This window comes from Metabacillus herbersteinensis, assembly GCF_042433335.1.
GTDB classification, from domain to species: Bacteria; Bacillota; Bacilli; order Bacillales; family Bacillaceae; genus Metabacillus; species Metabacillus herbersteinensis.
Map to the genome: position 1 here is coordinate 1 of NZ_JBHLVO010000093.1, position 751 is coordinate 751.

General features: G+C 57.1%; 1 protein-coding gene. It reads left to right on the forward strand.

Annotated elements, in window-relative coordinates; genetic code table 11:
* Window positions 1-47 precede the first annotated feature (47 nt).
* On the forward strand, window positions 48-751 hold a 704-nt coding region (locus ACFFIX_RS27830; protein WP_446686121.1), incomplete at its 3' end, for a hypothetical protein.

The following is a 751-nucleotide window of genomic DNA, read 5'->3' on the forward strand; positions in this document are numbered from 1 at the left end:
CTGCCGCACCACCGACGGAGAACAGGGACAGCCAAGAAACAAAGCCGGTGAGTGTCGCAGCCAAAGCCGATCCGGATGATATTTACGCCACTTTGGATTGGGATACCAATCCTCCCATCAACGGCTTCTATGAAATGATGATGGGTTTGACGCCGGAACGCAGGAAGGAACTTCGGGAACTGGCAAGGCAGCATAACGAGAAACAAGCGGCGGCGGAAAAGATGGAAGTGAAAGCCGTGCCGGACACTCCCCGTGAGCAGCCACGACAGGAGGAAACACAGCCGGAGGCAGTCGCCGCACCTGCCGTTACAGATACCCCATCGGAAGCGGTGGGGACTTTCCTTTTCCCCGACATCGAAGCGGAAAAGCCGAAGGAGGAAGTCGTGGACCTTTCTCCGCGTGCCTACCACCGCACGCCGGAGATGCACCTGCGCGAAGGGTCGCTGGTGGCTGACCGGGGGCGTCATAACATCGGCTACCTGAAAGACATCACGCCATACGGGGCGACATTCCAGCCGCTCGACCTGAAAGGCTACCAGAAGGAGAAGGCGTTACAGTATGTTTTACTCCGTGACGCCTACGAGCGGCTGTACCGCTATGAATCGAACCTGCATGAAGCAAATGTCCCGTGGCGAGAGCATCTAAACACCTGTTACGATGAGTTTGTCATGCGCTACGGCAACCTCAACGCCAAGCAGAACGTGAAGTTAGTGATGATGGATGCGGGCGGGCGCGACATCCTTTCGCTGGA